The 6,612-nt window shown below is 77.2% G+C and carries 11 protein-coding genes; all 11 read left to right on the top strand.

Features of this window, described 5'->3' with window-relative positions; genetic code table 11:
- The first annotated feature begins 91 nt into the window (after nt 1-91).
- The 11 genes from HLB09_RS00920 to HLB09_RS00870 are packed head-to-tail and all read left to right on the top strand — an operon-like array spanning nt 92 to nt 6,582.
- Nucleotides 92-412, top strand: a complete 321-nt coding sequence (locus HLB09_RS00920; protein ID WP_171201537.1) for a hypothetical protein — start codon at nt 92-94, stop codon at nt 410-412.
- Entirely contained in the window at nt 409-876 is a 468-nt protein-coding gene (locus HLB09_RS00915) for a hypothetical protein (RefSeq protein ID WP_171201536.1), read from the top strand. The genes HLB09_RS00920 and HLB09_RS00915 overlap by 4 nt, the downstream gene beginning before the upstream one ends.
- Nucleotides 873-1,307: a hypothetical protein gene (locus HLB09_RS00910; protein WP_171201535.1), complete on the top strand. Its 435-nt coding sequence runs from the start codon at nt 873-875 to the stop codon at nt 1,305-1,307. Before HLB09_RS00915 ends, HLB09_RS00910 begins: the two co-directional genes overlap by 4 nt.
- On the top strand, nt 1,301-1,534 hold the full coding sequence (locus tag HLB09_RS00905) for a hypothetical protein (RefSeq protein WP_171201534.1): 234 nt from the start codon (nt 1,301-1,303) through the stop codon (nt 1,532-1,534). Before HLB09_RS00910 ends, HLB09_RS00905 begins: the two co-directional genes overlap by 7 nt.
- Nucleotides 1,531-1,920 carry a hypothetical protein gene (locus tag HLB09_RS00900; RefSeq protein ID WP_171201533.1) on the top strand — a complete coding sequence of 130 codons (390 nt, stop codon included), beginning with the start codon at nt 1,531-1,533 and terminating at the stop codon, nt 1,918-1,920. The genes HLB09_RS00905 and HLB09_RS00900 overlap by 4 nt, the downstream gene beginning before the upstream one ends.
- A complete protein-coding gene (locus tag HLB09_RS00895) occupies nt 1,917-3,527 on the top strand; it encodes a ParB/RepB/Spo0J family partition protein (RefSeq protein ID WP_171201532.1) in 1,611 nt (536 codons plus the stop codon). Before HLB09_RS00900 ends, HLB09_RS00895 begins: the two co-directional genes overlap by 4 nt.
- The gene (locus HLB09_RS00890; RefSeq protein WP_171201531.1) at nt 3,524-4,240 is read left to right on the top strand and encodes a ParB/RepB/Spo0J family partition protein; all 717 of its coding nucleotides are present in this window, start codon (nt 3,524-3,526) and stop codon (nt 4,238-4,240) included. Before HLB09_RS00895 ends, HLB09_RS00890 begins: the two co-directional genes overlap by 4 nt.
- Nucleotides 4,237-5,535 (top strand): DNA polymerase III subunit beta, encoded by a 1,299-nt coding sequence (locus tag HLB09_RS00885; protein ID WP_171201530.1) that lies wholly within the window; start codon nt 4,237-4,239, stop codon nt 5,533-5,535. Before HLB09_RS00890 ends, HLB09_RS00885 begins: the two co-directional genes overlap by 4 nt.
- A gap of 8 nt (nt 5,536-5,543) precedes the next feature.
- On the top strand, nt 5,544-5,819 hold the full coding sequence (locus HLB09_RS00880) for a hypothetical protein (RefSeq protein WP_171201529.1): 276 nt from the start codon (nt 5,544-5,546) through the stop codon (nt 5,817-5,819).
- Nucleotides 5,816-6,394, top strand: coding sequence for a WDGH domain-containing protein (locus tag HLB09_RS00875; protein WP_171201528.1), 579 nt, complete (start codon nt 5,816-5,818; stop codon nt 6,392-6,394). Before HLB09_RS00880 ends, HLB09_RS00875 begins: the two co-directional genes overlap by 4 nt.
- Nucleotides 6,391-6,582 carry a hypothetical protein gene (locus HLB09_RS00870; protein ID WP_171201527.1) on the top strand — a complete coding sequence of 64 codons (192 nt, stop codon included), beginning with the start codon at nt 6,391-6,393 and terminating at the stop codon, nt 6,580-6,582. Before HLB09_RS00875 ends, HLB09_RS00870 begins: the two co-directional genes overlap by 4 nt.
- Nucleotides 6,583-6,612 lie beyond the last annotated feature (30 nt).

Raw genomic sequence — 6,612 nt, 5'->3', positions numbered from 1 at the left:
ACGCCCTCGCCGCCCTCGACGCCGCCGACGCGCGACGCGCCGGCGCCGGTCAGCGGCCGGGTCTGCGGCTCGTGACCGAGGGGCGGGCCCGGTGAGCGGGCAGGCGGCCGAGCCGCGCCCGCAGAAGGAGCCGGAGGAGCACCCCGAGCGGCTGGTCTGCGCGACGCCGGTAGCGCTGCTGGCCGGCTCGGACGTCGTGCGCGGCTTCCCGACGCAGCGGGAGGCCTTCGACGTCGCCGACCTCATCGGCCGTGTGCACGGCACCCGCCTCGAGGTCTTCCCCGCCGGCTGCGGCGCCTACCGGTGGTGGGCCGTCCTGCCGCCGGACCCGGCGTGGCGCCTGCAGGTCCGGGCGTCCGGCCGCGTCCACGCCCACCCGGTCGCCATCGCCACCGTGAGGAGCCAGCCGTGAGCACCCCCACCTCCGTCCCCACGCCCGGCGACGTCGCCGCCCGCCTCGGCCTGACCGACGGGTCCTGGCTCGGCGAGAACCTCGAGGAGGTCGGCGTCCTCGCCGACCACATGGCCGCCCGCGGCGTCACCGCGCAGGAGGTCGTCGACGCGATCCGCACGCCCGGGACCGCCGACCCGCAGCCGTCTGCCGCCGCGCAGGCCGCCGCGGGCGAGCGGCACCGGTCTTGGTCGGAGCAGGAGACCCGCGAGCTCCTCGACCGGGCTCAGGCGGCGCTCGACGACGCGGACTCCGCGGCCGCCGCCGGCGAGCGGTGGGCCGTCGCGGGTCGCCGCGTCGAGGCCGCCGTCCTGGTCGCCATGGCCACCGCCCGCAGCGTCGGGCAGGTCGCCTCCGCGGGGCACCGCTGCGCCAGCGCCCTCCACGACGTCGCCGCGGCCGTCCGCCAGCGGGGTAGCCGGTGACCGGCCAGGCGGGCCACCCGCTCGCCGTGACCGGGGCCGACGAGTGGCGCGACGGCGTCGACGAGCGCTGGCTCGACCACGCCGCCCCGTCCCCCGTCGTCCGCGCGCTCGAGCTGCTCAACGGCATGAGCCGACGGCACATGTCGGCGGCGAACCGGCTGGCCGTCAAGGACGCGCGCCGCGCCCTGCGGCAGGCCGTCGCCGACGGCGGCGACCCCGCACCGGACGCTCCCCCGGTCCCCCGCAACGGCGGGCCCGGCCGCCCCTTGTCCACGGTCGAGCAGCGCGTCCTCGACGTCCTCCGCGGCGACCGCGAGCAGGCCGACGAGCTCGTCGCCCTCCTCGGCGAGGAGGGCGCCCTCGCCGTCGCGCTCGAGCACGCCGCCGAGCAGACCGACGACGAGCCGCCGCCTACGGAGCCCCCGTGCTGACCGGCGACGAGCGCGACCAGGCGCCCACCGGCCGCGAGGCGACCGCTCCCGTCGAGCCGGTCGTCGAGCGCCGCACCGTGCCCGACGCCGCCGGGTCCCCGACCGAGGTCATCGTCGTCGACGGCGTGACCTACCCGGCGCGCTCGCCGTACCTCAAGCCGCTCGACGCGGTGATCGCCGACGGGCGCCGCCGCGGCCGCCGCCGGCTGGGAAGGCGGCCCCGGTGAGCCCGGGCGCCCGGCCGACCCGGCAGGCCCGGGCGGCGGAGCGCCGCCGCCGCGCCCGGCGGCTGACGGACCCGACCCCCACCTGCCCCTACGGGTGCGGCGCCCCCGTCGAGCGGGCCGCCCTCGACGGCGACGTCGTGCTCGTCAACCGGCTCCGCGCCGCGCCCGACGACGCCCGGGCCGTCATGGCGGTCCGCCGTACCGGCACCGGCGCGTGGGTCGCCCGGTCGCTGCGCTCCCCGTCCGCCCGGCCCCTCGAGCCGGGCGAGCACCGCCACCACGACCACGACGACGTCTGCACGGCCCGCGCCGGGTGGCTCGCCCGCAGGGGCGCCCAGGTCGCCGAGGGCGTCGTCGACATCACCAAGCCCCGGAGGACCACGTGAGCACCGCCACCGAGCCCATGCCCATCGACACCGCCGCCGGCGCCCGCTTCGCGGTGCTGCCGGTCAAGCAGCTCGTGCCGCACGCGAAGAACGTCCGCGTGGAGGTCGGCGACGTGTCCGAGCTCGCCGCGTCGATCAAGGCGCAGGGCGTGCTGCAGCCCCTCGTCGTCGCGCCGGCCGCGAAGAAGAAGGACCGGTGGGTCGTCATCGCCGGGCACCGGCGCCTCGCCGGCGCGAAGGTCGCCCGCCTGACCGAGGTGCCGTGCGTGGTCCGCGACGACCTCACCGAGGAGGCCGACCAGCTGCAGGCGATGCTCGTGGAGAACGGCCACCGGGTGGACCTCACCCCGGTGGAGGAGGGCGACGCCTACCGAGCCCTGACCCTCGACTACGGCGTCCCGCTCAAGGACCTCGCCGCCCGCGTCGGCCGCTCCCAGCAGATGGTCCGCGGCCGCATCACCCTGGCCACCTCCCCGGAGTCGGTGCGCACCCGCGTCATCGCCGGTCAGGTGCCGCTGGAACAGGCCATCGCACTGGCGGAGTTCGAGGACGACGACGTCGTGCGCACGTCCCTCGAGTCGGCGCTCGGCACGCCGTCGTGGGCGTGGGCGCTGCAGGTGGCCAAGGACCGCCGCGTCGCCCAGCGCAAGCTGCGCACCGAGACGAAGCTCGCCGAGCGGAACGAGTGGCGGCTCCTCACCCCGCAGGAGTGGGTGGCCACCGGCGGCGAGGCGGAGTTCCTCGAGGTCCTCGCCACCGACGCCATGTCGGCCGCTCGCGACGCGGTCTACGCGGCCCACGCCAACGAGGACGGCGAGGTCGACCAGGAGAGTGAGGCCGCCGCCGACGAGGCCGCCGGGGAAGCGCTGACGGCGTTCGAGCGCGACGGCCACCACACCTGCCCAGGGCACGCCGGCGTCGTCTACGAGGGCGAGAGCTTCACCTCGGTGCCCCACGTCGAATGGGTCTGCCTGCAGGCCCGGCTGCACGACAACGCCACGGGCCGCCAGGCGCCCGCCGACTCGACCGAGGAAACCCAGCCGGATCAGGCCGCCGAGCGTGCCCGGGCGGCCGAGGAGGCGCGCGCCCGTCAGGAGCAGCAGGCCGCGGCGCTCGCGGCCGCGGCCAAGGTCCGCCGCCGCCACCTCGGCGAGCACGTCCGCGGGACCGACGACAAGGCCGCCCGCCGCCACCTCGTCGCCCAGGTCGCACGCACCGTCGACACCCGCTTCGGGCGCCAGCCCGTCGCCTGGCCGATCGCCGACGTCCTCGGCATCACCTTCCCGCCGCCCCGCCAGGCACCCGAAAATGCCGACTACGACGCCCGCCAGCGCCTCCGCGAGCAGGACGCCGCCGACCGCCGCGACGTCGTCACCGAGGCCCTCGCCGGGTGGGGCGTCCTCGAGCTCGTCGGCCTCGTCTCGCTGAGCCAGCTGCTCGACCGCGACGAGGAGCTGACCAGCGCCGAGCCGTGGGCCTGGCGCCGTGCCACCGGCTGGCTGCAGCAGGTCGCCGCGACGGGGTACGAGTGGTCGCCCGTCGAGCTCGAGTTCCTGCCCGAGGGCGTGCTCGCCGACGACGCCGCGTCCGAGGACGTCGGGTCGTGACCGGGCCGGCCACCCGGGTGGGCCTGGTCCGCCTCGACCAGGTCGACTTCCACCCCCACAACATTCGCCGCGACCTCGGGGACCTGCGCTCGCTGTCGGACTCCCTCCTCGCCTACGGGTGCGTGCAGCCCATCAGCGTCGAGCGGTGGGGCGACCGGCTCCGGCTGCGCGCCGGCCACCGCCGCGTCGCCGCGGCCCGGGTCGCGGGCATCAAGACGCTCCCGGCGGTCATCCACGCCGACCCGCTGCCGCTGCGGGACTGGCTCGCGGCGTCGGTGCAGGAGAACGTCCAGCGCGCCGCCATCGACGACCAGGAGCGCGCCCGCACCGTCCGGCGCCTGCGCGACCTCAAGGCCACCTGGCAGGAGGTCGCGGCGATCTTCGGTGTGTCCGTCGCCACGGTGCAGCGCTACGGCGCCGGCGTCGAGGACCCCGCGCCCGCCGCCGCAGCGGCGCCGGTCACGGACATCACCCACGAGGTGACCAACCCGGGCGGCTGCACCGTCCTGCGCGGCGGTGACGCCCCCGCCGCCGCGCCGCGGGCGCCGCGCCCCCGCTCGACCGTCGCCGTCCGCCACCTCGTCGAGGTCCTCGACCGGTGGTCCGACGCCGCCCCCTCCGCCCTTCTCGACGAGCTCCGCGCGCTCGCCGACACCGGCCGCCTCCCCCAGCAGTCCACGCCCGCCCACGACGCCGCCAGGAGCCCTCGATGACCGTCCTCGCCGACGCCCCAGCCACGCCCACCACCGACGGCCCACGGCGGGGCCTGGCCGCGCAGGTCGCCCAGGAGGAGCTCGCCCGCGCGCTCGCCTTCGTCCGCTCCGCCGGCGCCGGCGCCCGGCGCGGCGGCCGGCACGTGCTCCTCGAGCACGACGGCACCGCCCTGACCATCACCGGCGGCGACCACGACCAGGCCCGCACCGTCGAGGCCTCCGCCCGGATCGTCTGCCCCGGCGCGAAGGGCCGGGTGCTCGCCGCCGCGGCGGACCTGCCCGCCCTCGTGAGGGCCATCGGCCGCCGCGCCACCGTCCACCTGTCCGTCGGGACCGCCCCCCGCGCGTCCGAGCTCCACGACGGCGGGCCCCGCCTGTACGTCGAGGGCGCCGGCGCCTCCTACGGCGTACCCCTCGGCAGCCTCGACGACGACTGGGCCGACCTCGACGCCGCCCCCGCCGTCCTCCTCGCCACCATGACCGGCGAGGCCATGGCCGCGACCGCCCGCCCCGCCTACGCCGCCTCCCACGACTACTCGCTGCCGATCCTCAGCGCCGTCCGCGTCCACCTCGACGACGACCAGGTCACCACCGCCGCGACCGACCGGTACCGCTTCGCCCGCGCCACCGCCCCCGCCACCATCACCGAGCCCACCCGCGACCTCCTCGTCCCCTCCGGCGCCCTGACCGCGCTCGCGGACCGGTGGCGGGCCGAGCGGGCCGTCTGGTGGCACCGCCTCGACGGGGCCGCCAACCGCCCCAACCTCGTGCGCTGGTCCGCGGGCGGCGAGACCTGGACCCAGCTGGTCGTCGACGGCGAGTACCCGAAGATCGACGCCCTGCTGCCCGACGTCGCCGACCGCCACACCTGGGTCGACGTCGACCGGGACGCGCTGCTCACCGCCTTCGCCCGCGTGTCCGTCCTCGCGGCCATGAACGACCCGCTCAGCATCGAGCTCGCCCGCGGGCCCGAGGCCGCGGTGCTGCGCGTGTCCTCGACGTCCCACGGCGGCGAAGCCCACACCGCCGTCCCCGTCGTCGCCTGGTCCGCCCCCGGCGACGAGCCCGGGCGCATCGCGATCGCGCTCAACCGCGGGTTCGCGCCCGAGCTGCTGCGCTCGCTGACGGCCACCACCGTGCGCCTCGTCTTCGACGACGACTACCCCACCCGCAAGCCCGTCGTCGCGCTGCAGTCCCCGGTGCGCCCCACCCCCGACCCCGACGACCTCGCCGCCACCCCCGAGGCCGACGACCACCTCGTGTCGCTGCTCATGCCCGTCCGCATGGCCGGCTGACCCGCCCCGTGCCCACGCCGCCCGCCGACCACCCGGCCCTCGACCTCGAGCTGCCGGCGCCCGCGCCACCCCCGGCGCCCCGGCGGGCGGCGGCACGCCCCGCGACCACCCCGCGCCCGGCCCTCGGCGCCACCCCCGCCGACACCTGGTGGGACCACCTCACCCCCGACCGGCGCGCACAGATCCACCGCTGGATCACCCAGCGCACCCACCACCACGACCACGTCGACGGCCAGCTGGACGCCCTCGACGCGCTCATCGACGACAGCGGAGTCCCCCGATGACCGAGCTCACCAACGCCGACCTGCGCGACCTCCGCGCCCACCTGGTGCCGCAGACCTCACTCGACGCTCGGCTCGCCATCCGCGCCGTCGACGAGCTGATCGCTCTCCGCAAGGACCCGCGCGACGAGCACCACACGATGACCGAGCTCTACGACTACCGGATGCTCTACAACGCCCACGCGGCCCGCGGGTGGCTGGCTGAGGGCGTCGCCGTCGTCCGGTCGTGGCGGCACTCCGACGGCGAGCCGTGCTTCGGCGGCGGGTGGTTCATCGTGAGCGCGACGCTGCCGACCGGGCAGGTGTCCAACCACTACCGCGCCGAGCACTGGGACCTCTTCGACTTCGTGCCCGAGGTCGACCTACCGCCGGCCTACGACGGACACACGCCCGCCGTCGCCGCCGACCGACTCCGCGCCGACGCTCTCCGCGGCCGGGTGAAGGCCGACCACGACCTGTGGCTCGTCGACGCCTCGTTCGTCGTCCACGGGCGGGAGCAGGCGTACCACTGGGCCATGCTCGGCCACACGGTCGAGCGCGTGCGCATCGACGCCGATCAGCGCGAGGCCGGTACATGACTGCCGCGGCAGTCCTCGCCGCCGTCGCGCTCGGGGTACTCGCCGGCGCCGCGGCCGCCCTCTCCGGCCTCCACGCCCTCGACGCCCTCCGATCGCGCGACGAAGAGGCAGCCCTCCTCGGCGTCCTTCTCCTCGCGCTCGCGCTGCTCCTCCTCGCGGCCGCCTGCGCCGTCGGGTCCCTCGCGTGAGCGTCACCGGCCGCGCTCGCGGCCCGCCGC

The organism is Pseudokineococcus marinus, from assembly GCF_013004605.1.
Classification (GTDB): Bacteria; Actinomycetota; Actinomycetes; order Actinomycetales; family Quadrisphaeraceae; genus Pseudokineococcus; species Pseudokineococcus marinus.
Note: the sequence above shows the minus strand (reverse complement) of the source record. Positions and strands in the feature narration are given on the sequence as shown.